The 17,546-nt window shown below is 42.7% G+C and carries 10 protein-coding genes; 3 read left to right on the top strand and 7 right to left on the bottom strand.

Annotated elements, in window-relative coordinates; translation table 11 throughout:
* Positions 1 to 12: 12 nt before the first annotated feature.
* Together Q0954_RS19415 and Q0954_RS19410 are read right to left on the bottom strand one after the other, a co-directional pair.
* Complete coding sequence (locus Q0954_RS19415; RefSeq protein WP_299459258.1) at positions 13 to 4,089, bottom strand: PAS domain S-box protein; 4,077 nt, start codon at positions 4,087 to 4,089, stop codon at positions 13 to 15.
* A 446-nt stretch (positions 4,090 to 4,535) separates the two neighbouring features.
* Complete coding sequence (locus tag Q0954_RS19410) at positions 4,536 to 5,402, bottom strand: phytanoyl-CoA dioxygenase family protein (protein WP_299459257.1); 867 nt, start codon at positions 5,400 to 5,402, stop codon at positions 4,536 to 4,538.
* Positions 5,403 to 6,284: 882 nt separating this feature from the next.
* Here Q0954_RS19410 and Q0954_RS19405 point away from each other — a divergent pair.
* Positions 6,285 to 8,255 carry a SpoIIE family protein phosphatase gene (locus tag Q0954_RS19405; protein WP_299459256.1) on the top strand — a complete coding sequence of 657 codons (1,971 nt, stop codon included), beginning with the start codon at positions 6,285 to 6,287 and terminating at the stop codon, positions 8,253 to 8,255.
* A gap of 177 nt (positions 8,256 to 8,432) precedes the next feature.
* On the opposite strand, the gene Q0954_RS19400 is transcribed toward Q0954_RS19405, so the two are convergent.
* From Q0954_RS19400 to Q0954_RS19390, 3 genes are all read right to left on the bottom strand, one after another.
* Positions 8,433 to 9,065 (bottom strand): hypothetical protein, encoded by a 633-nt coding sequence (locus Q0954_RS19400; protein ID WP_299459255.1) that lies wholly within the window; start codon positions 9,063 to 9,065, stop codon positions 8,433 to 8,435.
* Positions 9,066 to 9,265: 200 nt separating this feature from the next.
* Positions 9,266 to 11,131, bottom strand: coding sequence for an N-acetylmuramoyl-L-alanine amidase (locus Q0954_RS19395; protein WP_299459254.1), 1,866 nt, complete (start codon positions 11,129 to 11,131; stop codon positions 9,266 to 9,268).
* Positions 11,132 to 11,531: 400 nt separating this feature from the next.
* Positions 11,532 to 12,161: a TetR/AcrR family transcriptional regulator gene (locus tag Q0954_RS19390; protein WP_299459253.1), complete on the bottom strand. Its 630-nt coding sequence runs from the start codon at positions 12,159 to 12,161 to the stop codon at positions 11,532 to 11,534.
* A 122-nt stretch (positions 12,162 to 12,283) separates the two neighbouring features.
* Here Q0954_RS19390 and Q0954_RS19385 point away from each other — a divergent pair, with 122 nt between their 5' ends.
* Positions 12,284 to 13,441 (top strand): FAD-dependent monooxygenase, encoded by a 1,158-nt coding sequence (locus Q0954_RS19385; RefSeq protein WP_299459252.1) that lies wholly within the window; start codon positions 12,284 to 12,286, stop codon positions 13,439 to 13,441.
* Here the strand turns inward: Q0954_RS19385 and Q0954_RS19380 are convergent.
* Positions 13,438 to 13,926, bottom strand: a complete 489-nt coding sequence (locus Q0954_RS19380) for a hypothetical protein (RefSeq protein ID WP_299459251.1) — start codon at positions 13,924 to 13,926, stop codon at positions 13,438 to 13,440. The genes Q0954_RS19385 and Q0954_RS19380 overlap by 4 nt on opposite strands.
* Before the next feature lie 186 nt (positions 13,927 to 14,112).
* On the opposite strand from Q0954_RS19380, the gene Q0954_RS19375 reads away from it, so the two are divergent.
* Positions 14,113 to 15,438 (top strand): NRAMP family divalent metal transporter, encoded by a 1,326-nt coding sequence (locus Q0954_RS19375; RefSeq protein ID WP_299459274.1) that lies wholly within the window; start codon positions 14,113 to 14,115, stop codon positions 15,436 to 15,438.
* Between the two features lie 417 nt (positions 15,439 to 15,855).
* On the opposite strand, the gene Q0954_RS19370 is transcribed toward Q0954_RS19375, so the two are convergent.
* Positions 15,856 to 17,064 (bottom strand): CaiB/BaiF CoA-transferase family protein, encoded by a 1,209-nt coding sequence (locus Q0954_RS19370; protein ID WP_299459250.1) that lies wholly within the window; start codon positions 17,062 to 17,064, stop codon positions 15,856 to 15,858.
* Between the last annotated feature and the right edge of the window lie 482 nt (positions 17,065 to 17,546).

Below are 17,546 nucleotides of genomic sequence, written 5' to 3'. Positions count from 1 at the left end.
TTTGAAAAAAGTTTAGTTAAGTTTATGAATAAAACCGGCGTACATTACTTCACCACCTAGTGTAAACTCCGATACCGAAATGTGTGCATCAAACACGGTTCCGTCTTTGTGCTGGGCTTCTACCTGGCGTCCTACTCCTATGATATTCTTTTTGCCAGTATCAGCGTAGTTTTTTAAGTGAGCATCATGTTGCTTGGCATAATGCTGGGGCATCAACATTTTTATATTTTGCCCTATAACTTCTTCGGGCTCATAGCCCAATAAGTTGGTTACTGCAGGGTTTACCGACTGTACAATACCTCGGCGATCCATGGTAATAATTACATCAATGGCAGTATTTAAAATAGCCTGCATTTTTTCCTGGTTCATCTCCGATATTTTTGCTTGCTTTTCGAGCACTTTTTGTGTCGAGGTAGCTTGGCTAATATCACGAATAAAACCAGCATAAAAGACCTCTTGGTTTACCTTAAACTCCGACACCGAAATATGAGCGTCAAACACGGTTCCGTCCTTTTTTTGAGCCTCTACCTTTCGGCCTATCCCAATTATTTTCTTTTCGCCTGTACTGGCATAATGTTGTAAGTAGCCATCGTGTTCTGAGGCGTACTTATGAGGCATCAACATTTTAATGTTTTGCCCTATTACTTCCTCAGGTTCGTAGCCAAACAATGACGTAACCGCAGGGTTGGCAGTTTGTACAATGCCTTGTCGGTTCATCGTAATAATTACATCTATTGCCGTATTAAGTACCGCTTCTGCCTGTTTTTTGCTTTTTTCCAACTCAGTAGCTTGTCGGCGTACTTCATCTTGGGTAGTGCGTACTTGTTCAAGTTGCTCCTGTAGTTCCCTTTGGGTATTGGCTAAGTCGCTGATGTCGCGTATAAACCCAGTATAAACGACCTCTTCATCCATTATAAACTCTGACACCGAAATATAAGCGTCAAACACGGTTCCGTCCTTTTTCTGAGCCTCTACCTTTCGGCCTATCCCAATTATTTTCTTTTCTCCTGTATTGGCATAATGTTGTAAGTAACCATCGTGTTCTGAGGCATACTTATGAGGCATCAACATTTTAATGTTTTGCCCTATTACTTCCTCAGGTTCGTAGCCAAACAATGACGTAACCGCAGGGTTGGCAGTTTGTACAATGCCTTGTCGGTTCATCGTAATAATTACATCTATTGCCGTATTAAGTACCGCTTCTGCCTGTTTTTTACTTTTTTCCAACTCAGTAGCTTGTCGGTGTACTTCATCTTGGGCAGTGCGTACTTGTTCAAGTTGCTCCTGTAGCTCTCTTTGGGTGTTGGCTAAGTCACTTATATCACGTATAAACCCAGTATAAACGACCTCTTCATCCATTGTAAACTCCGACACCGAAATATACGCGTCAAACACGGTTCCGTCCTTTTTCTGAGCCTCTACCTTTCGGCCTATCCCAATTATTTTCTTTTCTCCTGTATTGGCATAATGTTGTAAGTAACCATCGTGTTCTGAGGCATACTTATGAGGCATCAACATTTTGATGTTTTGCCCTATTACTTCCTCAGGTTTGTAGCCAAACAATGAAGTAACCGCAGGGTTGGCAGTTTGTACAATGCCTTGTCGGTTCATCGTAATAATTACATCTATTGCCGTATTAAGTACTGCTTCTGCCTGTTTTTTGCTTTTTTCCAACTCAGTAGCTTGTCGGTGTATTTCATCTTGGGTAGCCGCCATTTCTTCCAGGTTTTGGCGAAGCTCTTCCTCGGTAGTGCGCACTTGTTCAAGTTGTTCCTGCAGCTCTCTTTGGGTATTGGCTAAGTCGCTGATGTCGCGTATAAACCCAGTATAAACGACCTCTTCATCCATTTTAAACTCCGACACCGAAATATACGCGTCAAACACGGTTCCGTCCTTTTTCTGAGCCTCCACCTTGCGGCCTATCCCAATTATTTTTCTTTGTCTTGTTTCGGCATAATTTTTCAGATAGCCATCGTGTTTCGAGGCATATTTATGAGGCATGAGTATTTTTATATTTTGCCCTATCACTTCTTCTGGTTCATAGCCAAACAGTGCAGTAACCGCAGGGTTAATGCTTTGGATAATGCCCCTATAGTTCATTGTGATAATCACATCTACAGCCGTGTTGAGCACTGCATCGTTGAGCTGCTTGTTACGACTCACCTCTTTGGCTTGTCGGTTGAGTTCATCCTGAGTAGCCACCAACTCCTCCATATTTTGACGCATCTCTTCTTCTACTGCCTTTATTTCTTCCAGTTGCTGCGCATTTTGCATTTGCAACATGCGTTGTTGGGTAATGTCTACCGCATATTTTACTACTTTGTATGGTTCACCATCTAAACCTATGATGGGATTATAGCTGCCCTTGATCCATATTTTTTCGCCCTCTTTTGTTAATCGTTTAAACTCTCCTTCTATAAATTGTCCGTTTTGTAGCTTGTGCCAAAACTGGCTGTATTCGTCAGACTGAGCCTCTTGTGCATCTATAAAAATCTGGTGGTGTTTGCCTCGCACCTCTTCGAGTTGATACCCCGTGAGTTGAGAAAATAGTTCATTGGCATCAGTTACATGACCATTCAAGTCAAACTCTACCACTGCGTTCGACTTGTTGATGGCAGCCATTTGATTGTCCAGGTCTTGGCTGAGTTTTTTCTCTTGGGTAATGTCAGAGGCAAATTGAATAACTTTGTAAGGTTTGCCATTGATGTCTAGTATAGGGTTATAGTTGCCCTTGATCCATATTTCTTCCCCACTTTGGGTGTATTGTTTAAACTCCCCTTCTATAAACTGCCCATTTTGCAGCTTTTGCCAAAACTGACGGTACTCTTCCGAGCGTTGATATTCAGAAGCTACAAATATTTGGTGGTGCTTGTCTTTCAGATCGTGCAGGGTATAACCAAATGCCTGTAGAAAGGTATCATTGGCGGTTAGAATGTTACCGCTTAGGTCAAACTCAATCACCGCTGACGACCGGTCAATTGCCTCCAATTGGTTGGCAAGGTCTTGTCTTAACTTTTTTTCTGGGGTAATGTCCAGGGCAAACTGCATTATTTTGTAAGGGGTACCGTCTCCTCCTTTTACTGGAGTATAAGACGCCCTCAGCCATATCTCCTTGCCTTGGTTACCAATGCTTTTAAATTCGGCACTATGAGTTTTGCCTTTGCGCAAGCTATCCCAAAAATCTTGATAGGCAGTGGTTTGTGCATATTCTTGGTCTACAAACATACGGTGGTGTTTGCCAATGATATCGTCAAACTCGTACTCTGTCAATTGTAAAAAAAGTTGGTTTGCATTCAACACCATTCCTTTCATGTCAAACTCTATAGTGCTAATGGTTTGATTGATTGCATTGACATTGCTCGACAACTCTTTTTCTTTTTTATACATTTTTTCCTGCGTTGCCGTCAACTCCTCCATATTCTGGCGAAGCTCCTCTTCTTGGGTTAGCAGTTCTCTTTCCAGTTCTTTTGCTTCGGTAAGCAGGTCACGGGTTTTAATGTTGTTTTGAATACTATTGAGCATGGAAGCAATGTTTCCTCCCAGTCTCTCGAGCAAATTCAGGTAGCGGGGGGCTACCTCTTGTAAATACAACAACTCTACTGCTCCGTATGCTTCTTGATTAAACATAAGTGGAATCACTACTACACAATTGCCACTGAGCTGCCCCATAGATGCCTCCAGCACCATGTTATTGGCTGGAATATTGTCCAGTATGATTGTTTCTTGCCCTTTAATAGCCTGCCCTATCAGTCCTTCGCCAATCTGAAAGGTACTCTTGGCAAGGGTCTCTACAGTACAAGCGTAGCCAGCCGTGGCTTCTACTTGTTGGGTTTCTTGGTTAAGCGTAAAAAAAGTGCCCCTGAGCGATTGAGTCAACTTGGCCAGGTGAAAAATTACCGCATCGGCAAACTCTACCAGTGATTTGTCATAATTGCTCCTGAGTACATCGTCAAATTTGGTCAGGTTAGAGTCTACCCACAAACGAGCCTTCATTTGCTCATTTTCTTGCTCTAGCTTTTGTGCCAACTCTACATAATGATCAATACCGTGTGTGACCTCCTTATGATCACTTGTTTGTCCGTTTTTCATAATAAAGTCTTGTTAAGTAAGATGGTTGAAACATAAAAGTTTTTGAAGGTATGGAATGATAGAAAAGATTGATTAACTAATCAAATAACAAAGCTTAAGCCGTTTTGTATAAACTTAATAAATGTTTTTGAATACTGGTATTTCTACAAAGGAAATTTTGTGGGCGGGCGTAAAAATAACCAAGTTCTGGAATTGCTACAGGGCATAAGCTTTTTTCAACTTAAGCCAGTAGAGTAGAAGCAAGTTAAAAACTGACCTTTATTCTTTTAACAACCAACCCCGATTCCAGCATCTGAGGGTACTTTTCAGTATTCCGAAAAACGAGCGTAGAAGGTTGTTCTGCGATTATTAATGACGCATTGTCCAGAGCTTAAAATAGCAGGGCGCCAAGACAAAAAAAAGCGTGACAAACCTGCCACGCTCTCAACTTGTAGATAGGTGTTTGTTTATGCCATGACTGCTTCGGGAGCTATGTGAATGGCAAGGTTGCCCCCTTGGGCAATGCGTAGGTCTACGTTGTAGGCACTATGGTGACGCAATGGATAGACAGCGGGCACAAAGTGAGCCGTAACCGAATGGTGTGACTGACGATGGGTGGGTTGTTCGTTGCTTTGAATCAGCTTTGACGAAAACAAAAAAACATCGCCTGCCTGAATAGGCTGGTTGTAACGACTGAGGTTACTGACCCTGAGCAGTTTTTCTAACACCTGCTGAGCTTGGGTGGTTAGCTGAGATTGCTCACCTGGGTAGGCATTGATCGCCTGTATAGACAATTCATTGTATTGTTGGTACAAGTGAGTCACTTCCTCTGAAAATACCTGATCGTTGTCCAGCAAATGACTTTTCGGGAAAAGCGTAAATCGTCCTCCGCTTGCATCTATATCTTCCAGGGCTACCCAACAACCTATCATGCTGCCGATGCGGGCAGAGTCTATCAAGTGACTGTCTATGTGGTCAGGACTACCCAGGCTACTTTCCGTGTACATGCTTTGTACCAATACCGGACGTTCTCCCATGAGCTTTTTCAACAATTGTTGTAGTGCGTTGTGTCCTAACAGGTCTACTACCGAAGACCTGAACCCAATCAATGCTTCGGGCAAACTCTCGTGTACATTGAGCAAGGGGTTGGTCATGAACCCAGCTTCTGAAAAAAGATGTTTTTCGTATTGATCAGTGTTTTGCCTGAGCAAGGGTTGATCAAAAGGTTTCACTGTTTGCAGGTACTGTTGCTTGATGTATCGGATCATCGATCGGTCTACAAAATTGCTTAGGTGCAAAAAGCCTTGCTGTTCAAAATGTTCTTTAAACGTCATTGTTTTGTTAGATATTTAATAAGCTTTGTTTAAGGGAGTAATCATTAAATAAAGTACGGTCATCGCCTTATATTTGGCGAGTTTTTGACAAGACAAAAAGTGCAGCCAAATTTGTGTGATTATATAAAACACAGGTTTACCTTTTGTAATGATAAATGAGGAGAAATAACGTGCTTGAACCCTCTTTTTTGTCATCCCATAGAGGCAAGGCAAAGGAATATTTTTGCCAAAGCATAAATAGGATAATTTGTGTAAGCCCGTATGCCAGTCATCATAGTTCGTTAACAGCATTGTTTGTATAATAAAATTCGCTTTGTATGGTTTTAACAGGGATTTTTAGCTGTTATTTTCTTAGCCAAAAAGCCCTGTCTTGTATTTCGTGGGGCAAAATTAGCATATCTATCGGGACATTTTAGCATTTTAAGTAGATTTAACACATCTGTTACAAACCAGTAAATAAAGTGCAGGCAAATTTTATATGGAGTTATGTGGCTAAAGGCAAAAATATGTTTAATTTAAGAGGGTGAATCAATCATCCAGTTGTTTTTGGTAAAACTATCCAAATAAATTGTTCTGTTTTTTCGGCTGTACATCTACCAGACATTTGGTGACTTAAGGACACTTTATTTTTTGTGTTTTACTTAGTAAAACTACAAAAATAACCTAATCCACTGAATTTCGTCTCTGACCGTTGTACTTCTTCAAAAAATAGTTCCGTAGCTAAGGCTACGCAAATATTTTTTTCATCGTCCAACAAACAGATACTGCCTTCTTTTGGATTACTTTATTTTTTCCATTTTACTTATGGTTGATACAAGGAATGTTTTTTGTAGTTTCTTCATCCCGCACCATTTCCCAAAATTAACTTAACTAAGTCTCCTCATGAGTTGTAGGTTATTCATTTTATTTTTTTTAGTGTATATGTTTGGTGAGCTGGACATACAAGCACAAACTCCAGAAATAGACAGCCTGGAGAGCAAGCTTGCCAATACTCCGCCTGATATACGCCAGATTAAAATATTGAGTAAACTATCGTGGAAACTGCGCGATTCAGACCTCAAAAAAGCCTTAAACTATGGCATTAGAAGCCTTAAATTAATCGCCCGGTTTGAGCACCACAAAGCCGCCGCCCAAACCAACAATTATGTAGGGGTGATTTATCGCAACCTTAACCAATACAGCAACGCCATTACTTATTATTACCGGGCACTTAAGGCTGCCCAAACCAACAATCAACCCATTCAGATAGCGTATGCTTATAACAATATCGGCGAGATTTTTAAGTTTCAGAATCGCCTGAAAGATGCCGGGCAAAACACCCAAAAAGCCATTGACATGTTCAAAAAGTTGAACAACAAAGGAGGGGAGGCTTATGCACACCTGCGCCTGGGCGAAATATTGCAAAAACAAGGCAAGGTTCAGGAGGCGTATACAGCTTACAGCGAAGCAGCAAAAATCAGAGAAAATATGCCCAAACAGCCCCGGCTGGACGTAGTTTATAACCGAATCGGGAACTTGTTTCTTGAGCAAAAAAACTACGCCCAGACATTTGTCTACCTCACCAAAGCCAAAGAAGCCAACATTCGCAATAAGGTACGTGGCACGGGTATTTATAGCGTTGAGGTAAGCTTTGCCAAACTATACATCGAGCAAAACCAACTCGACAAGGCAATTTTAATTGCTCAAAACACCTATAAAAAAGCCCAGGAAATTCCGTCAAAACCTTTGATGGCCACCAGCCTCAAGCTATTGTCAGAAGCGTATGCCCTCAAAAGCGAACATACCAAAGCCTACGAGTACCAGCAACAGTACATTCAAATCACCCAAGAGTTTGTAAACACTCAAAACAGGTACAAAATAAATGTGCTGGAGTCTATTCACCAACTAGAGCAAAAACAGTCGGAGCTGGAGCTTTTGAAAAAAGAACAAAGAGAAGTGATTTTGCGACGCAACTTTGTATACGCCCTCATTGGCAGTGTGTTGTTATTGTTGGGACTGTTGTCGGTATTGGTCTACAATAACCAGGCAAAGCAAAAAGCCAATATGTTGTTGCAAATTAAGAACGACCAGATTGACAGTAAAAACCAAGACATTACCGCAAGCATTACCTATGCCCAACGCATTCAACAAGCTTTGCTATACCTCGAAGACGCCAATAGTTTTATGCCCGACTATTTTGTGTTGTTTCGCCCTCGCGACATTGTTTCGGGCGACTTTTACTGGGTAGAAAAGGCAAAAGGCAAAATATTTATGGTGGCTGCCGACTGTACCGGGCACGGGGTGCCAGGGGCTTTTATGACTATGCTGGGGTCGCAGGCTTTGAGCAACATCATGATTCAAAACAAGGTGCACGACCCTGCACAAGTACTACTACATTTAGATATGATTTTGCGACGCACCCTCAAGAGCAAAGATACGATGATTCGTGATGGCATGGACATAGCCATTGTGGTGATTGACCCACAAAAACATGAGATGCAATATTCGGGAGCTAAAAACTCATTGATTTTGGTGCAAAACCAAGAAGTACAAGAGATCAAAGGGAGCATGTACAGCATCAATGGGCACCGCCCGGTAGAGGTAGACGCAGGGTACGAAACCCACACCATAGACATTTCCATTCCGAGCACTTTTTATATGTACTCTGATGGTTTCCAAGACCAGTTTGGGGGAGAAAAAGGGCGTAAGTTTATGAAAAAACGTTTTCGTGAGTTGTTGCATACGGTATCGCGTCAACCTATGAAAGAACAAAAAGCCACCCTTGATAAGGTGTTGAACGCCTGGATGTTGGGGCACGATCAGGTAGACGATATTTTGGTAATGGGGGCAAGGTGGTCAGGGAAAAGTACTTAATAATTGATGATTGGTAGTGTTATAAGCATCCTGCGGATACATTTTAGCAGTGTACGAAGTTTTTAAAATCTCTGATATACAGGTGTTTATGTATAAATTAAAGTGTTACCTATTTTGATGATGCCAAGCCACCCTCGGTAACCTGGCACAATAAGCCAATAAAATAATAGCAAGCAATTATACCAAGGCAGTTTGTTCTACCTCTTTGCCTACCTGGGCAATCCATTGAGTAAATAGCTTGCCTTCTATAGCACAAATGGCCTCAGCGTGCTGTTCCCATTCCGGCGAAAAATCTTTGAGTTGCTCCACCATTTCCTGCAAATGACCTTCTTCCTCTACAATGATTGCCTTTACCTGAATCTTACTCTTTTCTCTGGTCAATACCTTTTGGTATATTGGGTAAAGTTCATCGGCGCGTACCTCTATAGCATAAGTTACCAACAGGTAAGCTGCATATTTTAGGTCATAATCTGCCAACTGAAAATGCTTTTTTACATACCGACTAGCAGCTACATCTAAAGCCTGTAAGTATTGATAGCTTTTGACCGGAGCCAACAAATAAGGAGCTTCGTAGGTGGGATACTGCTCAAGGGGTACCAACTTACTCATTTGGCGCTTAAGCAAAAATGCGTGACGTGCTTCTTCTGCCGCGTGTTTTAGTATGGTAAGGTTTACCTGAGTGGGGTGTTCGGATGCCGAAATTTTGCGGGCACCTGTGTTTTCCATCATCGACAAGCTATTGAGCCAGCGAGCGTGTAAGTCATTATTTTTTACAATTATGCCAATCAAATTCTCCAATTCTATCATCATTATAGGTGTTTAATTTTAAATTTTTGCCAATCATACAACCACGCAACAAAGCAACAGTTTTTGTTTTTTGGTTGCGTTTGCCTGCTGTTGTCAGCATTTCGGGACAAAACTAAGGCAAAGTTGCTAAATTATGGGCAATGCGCAGGAATAACCACCCCAAAAATTTTGTGTTTATTCCCAATTTGCTTGCCGCTGGTTCCCTACAAAATCAGTAAACGTCTTCGAACTATTTTTCCTTCTAACTGAAACTCCAGCATATACCAACCCGACGGTATTTTGGGCAACAACACCAATAACCCACGTTGGTCGACAATGTTACGGGACAAATTTACCGCCTTGCCCAAAATATTTACCAGACGTATATTACGCATCTTTTGGTAACGCAGGCTTTTGATCACCAACACCCCATTGCTTGCCACTGGGTTGGGGTAAACACCTATAGCTTCGTCTTCGCTGAGTTGCGCCACTTGGGTGGCAATGGCTTGCTCCAGCGATTGCAACGTGCTGCGCAAAGCCTCGGCTTTTTGGGCATCAGTAGCCGCATCGGCATTACACAAACCCTGCAAACTATCGATGCGAAGGTTAAGCGCCTTGATACGAGCCTCAAACGCATTGATCGGGTAAAATTGCTGGCACGAATCTACATTGAGTTGGCATTGCTTCAGGGCATTATTTACTTCGGTTTGTAGTTGTGCTACCTGTTGAGGCACGAGACTGGAAGCCGCAAACCAAAACTGAATTTGGGCGTTAAGGGTTTGCTCTACAGTAGTTAGTTTGTCGAGCAAAGCAGTCGAACTACAGGGGGTTACACAGTTTTGTGGTTGGGTACTGCAACTTTGTTCAATAGCTTGAATCTTACTTCTCAACTCATTGACACGATCGATAAATGCCTGACCAGTACAAAACTGCTCGCAACCCGTATTAGAATTTTGACATTGATTAATGGCAGCATCTACATCCACCACTAATTGGTTTACCCCGTTGTATAGTTCACCTGTGAGGCGCAAAGGTGCACACTGATCAGTTTTGCCTGCACATACTTGCACATCAGCATTTATTTTTTCCCGCAAAGCCTCGATTTTTTCAAACACCTTATCGCCAGGGCATTGGGTGCTACAGCCTGCCCTGTGAGGAGCAATTACAGGCAAAGCAGCCACCACAGGGTTGTTAATTGGGTGAGCAAAAGCACCAAAAGGATCCATTCCATCTTTTTTTACCTTCCATACCAGCAAATCAACCAACGAACTCAACATCACTACTGGCGGCTCATAATCGGTAAAAGTACCCAACAGACAAACCCCCATGGTGCCATCTTGTCGCCCGGTACAAAAGTGTCCCCCTCTAATATTATCTCCTTCTGCCTCCTTGCCCTGTGGGTCGCGTCCCTCGTAAATAGTGCCATCCGGGGCAATCAGGTAATTGTAAGCAATGTCATTCCAGCCCAACGTTACCCGGTGATAAAGGTAAATGCCCCGCAAAATAGCTACCTGATCGGCAGCATCGTTTGATGATACCGAGTGGTGCACAATCAAATGTTTGACATCAGTAACCACTGGGTCAGGAATAGGTTCAGGGGTAAGACCTGCCCGCCAAACTGATTGGGGCACCGAGCCAGGTTTGCCGCAAGCCTCATGGGTACGAAAACGTGCTTTATACGCCCTTACCTTTTGCTTTACTGCCTGGGTGTTGCCCAAATGGTATACATGCAACTTAAGCTCCCCCTTGAGCTTGCCCGAATAAAAAGTACATTGTTGAACTCCCTCTTTTAGCAGTATCGGGTGACTGTACTGCTGGGTGTGGCTGGTACTGTGCAAGTTAGCGTATAATTTAAAACGTTGCTCACCGCTGCTCAGGTAGCTTTCGCCAATGTGTTGCCCTGGGGAGTATGCTATACTGAGGCTTTGGCTACTTTGGGCAAAGTTGAGCTTGTATGAGGTGTTGGGCTGCACTTGCAGACTGTATATGCTTACCGAGTTGCCCACTTTTTGGGTAAGCGTTTGGGCATTCACCTGAGCGCACGCCCACAGGCATACAATCAAAGCGTAGGTATTTTTTATAATTTTCATGAGTAAAAGCTGACTTTAATGGGCTTGCGCCAAAACTTAGACAAGCCCCACTTGATAAACTGTTGATGGCACAAATATAAGGGGTTCATTGCGTAAAGCTAAAAAACCAACTGCCTCTCTTGCTACCACAGGTTCTCCTTCTTTCTTTTATTCTCATATTTGCAAATACAAAAGTACTCAAAGCCATTACTAAAAAGCACCTTTATATGGGACAACCCTGTTCAGAAAATTTGGCGTTGTTAAGGAATGTGTTCAAAATAAGTGTCGAGGGGCATAAACTCAAGGTTGACTGGGACACTTTTAGCCTTTGGCAGAGCGCAGCGTAGCTGCAGCTATCGGTTTGAGTTCAAGGCAACATCCGGGGAATGTTGAGCCAGTTTACATCACTATGCGCCGTCACTTACTTCTCAAAAAGTGTGGGCAGCACTTCGTTAAAAACTTTTTTGCCGGTCGTAGTCAGGTACGGATAAAACCAATACAACATTGCCTCAGTAAAATATTTTATTTTGTCGGCTGCAGCCCCCTGATACAAAATCTCCGCCTCCGAAATCCAAAAGTCCCCCATAATAGTAAATTGCATTTGCAAATAGTCAAAAGGAACTTCCTTTATACTTTCGTTCAGCATTTTTTGTTCAATCAACAACTTTACCGCAAACCTGAATTGCTCCTTACGCAATTGTACCAGTTGTTGGTAGTGCGCCTGAATACCAGGGTTTCCCCGCATGATTTGCACAAAATCCAACATCAAAAAACGATACTTGTGCAAAGTATCAAAAGTAAACCTGACCGAATACATAAGTGAGGCAAGGCTTGTGTCTGCTGCCTCAAAGGTATCAAATTCTCCATTTAGTATGGCCACCAACTGTTCATACAATTGTGTAATCAATGCTTGCTTGTCTTTATAATGGTAATACAAATTGCCCACGCTTATGCCCAAGGCATCGGCCACGTGGCGAGTACTCACTTTTTCGCTGCCGTGTTGGTTAAAAAGCTCCAGTGCTTTTGCCAGTATTTTCTCTTTGGTTTTCATAGCAATCACAAAAATAGTAGAATTTAGAACAATTGTTCTAAGTTTGCGTTGTTTGTACTATAGAACAATTGTTCTAATCTTATTCCAGACACTTAGATAAGCATATAAACACGCATTCTCTCATGAAAAGCATCATTATAGGCGGTGGTATTGCCGGGTTGGCTACTGCCATTGGTTTACACAAAAAAGGTTTCGATGCTGCAGTATACGAGGCAGCACCTGCGTTTACTCCTGCCGGAGCAGGCATTTTACTTGCCCCCAACGGAATGGAAGTACTCAAAAGAACGAACATGGATTTGTTTCATCGGGTACAACAGTTGGGCAACCAAATTACACGTTTACAGGTGGTTACTCATACCCAAAAAAAATTGGCAGGTGCTGATTTTAAAAAAGACAATTTGTGCTATGCCATTCATCGGGCAGCATTGATTGGGGCATTGGCTGAGCAGCTGCCCCCTGAGGCATTACACACCCACAAACGTTTCGAACGTTTTACCGAAGATTTTTCTGGCATAAAAGTAAGTTTTGAAGATGGTAGCCAGGCTTCGGGCGATTTTTTGGTAGCCACTGACGGCATTCACTCCAGGGTAAGGGCGCAGCTCTTGGGCAAACTGCCTTACCGCTATGCCCAACAAACCTGTTGGCGTGCCATTGTACCCTTTAAGTTGCCCCAGGGCTACCAACATACTTTTACCGAAATGTGGGGAAATGAGCCAGGGCTTAGGGTAGGATTTGGTGCTATAGACAACGAACACATCTATTTCTTTGCCACTTATTTTACCAGTGCTGGCGGCAAAGATGACCCGAAGAGTCTCAAGCAAGATTTATTGAGTATTTATAAAGATTTTTCTCCGCTGGTACTCGATTTTATCAAAACCGCTCAAGTAGCTAATATTCTCAGAAATGATATTTATGATTTGGCTCCTGGCAATCAATGGTATCGAGGCAGGGTGGCATTGGTAGGCGATGCTGCCCACGCTACTACGCCTAATATGGGGCAAGGGGGAAATCAAGCTTTGGAAAGCGCCTGGGTGTTTGCCGGGTGTATGGCAAAAGTGGTACAACAACCACAACGGCTCACCACAGGTTTTGCTCAGTACCAACAACAACGGCTTAAAAAAGCGCATAAGGTGGTAAAAGACTCTTGGCGTATATCACAATTGGTAAACCTAAAAAGTGGCATAGCCAGAGGGGTACGCAACTTGGTTATGCAACATGCACCGCCCCGACTAGCCGAGGCGAACATGAAAAAAGTATATGCGTTGGAGTATGATTTCTAAAGGTAAAAGTTATAAAATATAGTAGAACCTGTGATGACCAAAAAAAACGAAGCCAACAAAAACATATAGAGGTAAGGGTGTAAGGGCAGGGTACACGAAAGTAAAAATTTGCTGAGTGTAACCCTTCTTTCCAGCGAGTTTTCGTAGTTGTGAACAATTTGCTGGCTTAGTTCCTGGTAAAGAATCATCCCGTGTTTTTTGTTTCTTACAAAAGCCACATAAGTGTTAATTTGGACAATGGTAGAGGCAAGGGTAGCAAGCGAAACAACGGCAAGGGCAATGACACCATACGAGTGCGGAACATTGACCCAAAGCACCGAAATAACCGCCACTAAGCTCAGCGAGAAATGTCCAAACAACTTTTTCAGTAAATCTCTTCCGAGTCGCTCTTGCTTGTCAGACAATTCATTTAATTCTTCCCAATAAGAATCTATTTTATTAATCACACCATCTTCGGTGAGAATATAATTTGTACGATCATTCATGAACTTGATCTATATTATTAAAACTCTTGATTATCCAAATTTAATATCTAATTTTGTTAAATGTGTAACGATTTTCAATTTATAAGTTACACACTACACAAATTACGGTCTTTTCTGTTAGTTAATCACTATTTTAAGCCGTTTGTAACCTCTATAGTGAGAATTTAACAATAAAAATTAAACGCCATCAGGTCAAAAATCCTAAATATTCTTTTTTGGTCAATTATCTCTGCTGCATTTATTGGACCTGGTACCATTACGACAGCTTCTAAGGCAGGCGCTACATTCCAGTTAGATTTATTATGGGCATTGGGCTTCTCTACGGTTGCTTGTTTTTTGTTGCAGGAAGCTGCCGCCAGGGTTAGCATCATTTCCGGGCTCAACTTAGGGCAAGCTATTGCCAAAAGCTTTGACAACAGTGTGGCCAAAGTGCCAGTGCTGGTATTGGTAGTAGGCGCCATTATTTTGGGATCGGCAGCTTACCAAACAGGCAATATTTTGGGGGCAGTGGTAGGGCTTAAGCTTATGTTTAACCTTCCTGCCAAGTTGTTGGTAAGCATTGTAGGAGTGCTGGTCATTATTACACTTAGCCTGCCATCGTTGCAGGTAGTGGCGCGTTTTATGGGTTTTATGGTGGTTTTTATGGGGTTGGTTTTTCTTACTACCGCCGTTTTTGTGGCCGACTCGTTGCCTGCGGCCGATTTGCTTCATGGGCTATTTATTCCCTCTTTGCCACAAGAAGACGGAGCTAATTTACTCATTCTGGGCTTGATAGGCACTACAGTAGTGCCCTATAATCTCTTTTTGGGTTCAGGCGTATCAGACAAAACCCATACGCTCAAAGACATGCGCTTTGGCTTGTTTGTAGCGGTTGTATTGGGCTGTGTTATTTCTATGGCGGTGCTTATTGTAGGTACTACTATTCAGGGCAAATTTTCGTTTCAGGCGCTTGCTCAGGCACTTTCTGCTCAGTTGGGTGGTTGGGCAGTATACTTGTTTGGTTTTGGTATGTTTGCGGCTGGCTTTTCTTCGGCTATCACCGCCCCGCTTGCCTCCTCTATCACGGCACAAAGCCTCTTTGGAGGGCAAAATGCTAAAAAATGGTCATATACCAGCCGCAACTACCGCCTTATTTGGATAGGGGTGTTGTTTACCGGGCTTGCTTTTGGTCTGGCCGATGTCAAGCCAGTACCCGCCATTATTTTGGCGCAGGCACTCAATGGGTTGGTATTGCCCTTGATTAGTATATTTTTAGTATTTGTGATTAACAACCCCACGCTGATGCGTCATGGCACTTTAAATAAACACTGGAACAATCTATTGATGGGAGCTGTGGTGTGGGTGTCGCTCAATTTGGGTTTGTTTAATGTGCTTAAGTCGGTATACAAAGCCTTGGGCTGGGGAACTCCCTCAACCATTTATTGGTGGCTTATCATTGTATCAGCGTCTACGCTGATTAGTGTGTGGGTATGGGTAAAAATATATAAGCTACGCAAATATGTACCTAAATAACTTCCCAGGCCTTGGGTTGCTTGTGAGCAGTATAGACTGTTGAAATTTAATACCCTACGATTGCTGGTATGCCTATGAGCAACAGTGGGGTACTAAAGTAAAAAACGAGACCCTAGCAGAATCTCGTTTTTCTTTCCTAACCACAAAGCTTATTAAATATCTTTGATAAGCATATATTCAAACCAAAGACCAAAATTATTTCTGAACTAAAATTGTTTTTTAAGTGGTTGATAGCCAGTGACATAAAATTTTATTTTCCAAAAATAGGAGAGGTACAAAAAATGATTTTTATACGATATTTCGTAATAGTCACGGTATTTCGTTCCTTGTATAGAGGCAACTCTCCCCCATTGTTGGTGTTCCTATAAGCAAGCTCCTTGGTTGCCTATGAAGGCACCAGCAACAGCGGAATTTGATTTACCCTACAATCAATTTTTGAGTTGCCCACTTGTCAATTTGCGCTTCAGAATAACCTGCTTCTCGCAAAATAGCCTTGGTATCGGCCCCAAACACTGGAGCAGCCCAGGCAGGTTGTGCCTTCGTTTCCGAAAATTTAAGCGGTACCCCTATAGTTTTTACCTTGCCCGCCGTAGGATGCTCTTGTTCTACAATCATCTCACGGGCTTGTACTTGTGGGTCATCTTCAACCTCGTGCATGTCATACACCGGGCTAATGAGTAAGTCGTGTTGGTCGCTCAAATCCACCCAATATTGTTGGGGTTGGGTTTCAAAAAATGCCTTTACCTCCTCATACAAAGCCTGCACTGCTTCGTTGCTGGTAGGCGCTATTTTGTTCATCCATTCGCCTTTGCCCGTTACCTGGCAAAACTTCATCCAAAACTGAGGCTCAAGCGTGCCCAAGGCAATATACTTACCATCTTGGCAAGGGTACACATTATAATTGGCAAGCCCTCCCGATAAAAACAAACTCCCTCTAGGCTGAGGCTGATTGGTAGCCGCAAAAGTTGCGTGGGTAGTTACAGCAAGTGGCATTACACTATCCATCATAGCCACATCTACAAATTGCCCTACGCCCGTACTATGACGCGCCTGCAAAGCCGCCAAACAAGCAATGACCGACATATAAGAACCACCTGCAATATCGGCAGTTTGTACACCTGGAATGACGGGAGCCTTGCCTTGCTCACCCGTAATGCCCAGCACTCCAGCATAGCTGATATAGTTAAGATCGTGCCCCGCTTTGTCGCGGTATGGACCCGTTTGCCCATAGCCTGTAATAGACACATAAATAATTTTAGGATTTACCTTTTTCATATCCTCATAACCCAGCTCCATTCTGTCCATTACCCCAGGGCGAAACTGCTCCATGACAATGTCAGCCGTTTTTACCAAGTCTAGTAAAATTGCTTTGCCCTCGTCTGCCTTGTAGTCGAGCACCAGGCTACGCTTTGAGCGGTTAAACGCCAAATAGATAGCAGCTTCTTTGTTGAGAAAAGGAGGGAAGTTTCGGGCGTAATCTTTAAAAGTAGGCGATTCAATCTTGATCACTTCGGCGCCCATGTCTGCCATCATCATTGCTCCCAAAGGCCCTGGTAATAAGCGGGTTAAATCTAATATCTTAATGCCTTTTAATGGTCCAGCGCCTGGCTTTCTTGTGTCTTGCATGCGTGTTGTATTTAAATATGAGTCCATAGCATTTAGGCGGTAGTCCATAGTACTTGATACGCTGATCATCAGGTTTTTGAACTGCATTAATACCTCGTTTTGCTGTGGATGATTGAGTTATACATTGTGTAGAAAAACCGAAAGTAAGCATTTGTGAGGGAAGTGGCAAGGTGAGTTCTTCCGACGAATGACGGAACACCTGCTCACCCAAAACCTGCGGTTTTTCAAAAATAAGTTGTTTTTCAATTATTTGGTTAGCATTGCTCAGGTCGGTAAGACCTTCGCGGGAGTTGGGAGTTTCTCAACTCAAAAAATTACCTCCCTGTGTTGGTCTTCAGGCTTTAGCCAGCCCAACACTTGCTTAGAAGCTACAATCACTCTTACTGGCTTATGCTCACCCAAAATCTGCGGTTTTTCAAAAATAAGTTGTTTTTCAATTATTTGGTTAGCATTGCTCAGGTCGGTAAGACCTTCGCGGGAGT

Source organism: uncultured Microscilla sp. (genome assembly GCF_947493425.1).
In the GTDB taxonomy this organism is placed as follows: Bacteria; Bacteroidota; Bacteroidia; order Cytophagales; family Microscillaceae; genus Microscilla.
Note: the sequence above shows the minus strand (reverse complement) of the source record. Positions and strands in the feature narration are given on the sequence as shown.